We start from the raw sequence: 273 nt of genomic DNA, 5'->3' as shown, positions 1-273 counted from the left end.
AGCGCCAGCGACTGGCGTTCGAGGTCAGAGAACAGGCCCTGCTGATAGGCGCTGCCGGCAAAGGCATGCTGGATGACGGTGAAGCCGATCAGAAGCACGATCAGCACCAGTCCACCGCCAAGTGCCGGTTGCACGATGTCGTTGTCCAATTGCCCAGTCACCGTCAGCCAGCTGCCGAACAGCCAGACGAGGATGAGCGCCCAGGACGGAACGAGCAGGATAGCCCGGTCGTAACGGTTGAAGCCGAGATAGATGATGAGCGCGATACCGGCC

General features: G+C 61.5%; 1 protein-coding gene. It reads right to left on the bottom strand.

The window, feature by feature from the left end; all coding sequences use genetic code 11:
- The coding region (locus SB816_RS31565; protein ID WP_410548190.1) for a hypothetical protein at positions 1-273 on the bottom strand (273 nt) is incomplete at both ends.

It is taken from the genome of Achromobacter sp. SIMBA_011, assembly GCF_046535435.1.
Taxonomy (GTDB): domain Bacteria; phylum Pseudomonadota; class Gammaproteobacteria; order Burkholderiales; family Burkholderiaceae_B; genus Achromobacter; species Achromobacter dolens.
This window is presented reverse-complemented; position numbering and strand designations above follow the sequence as displayed.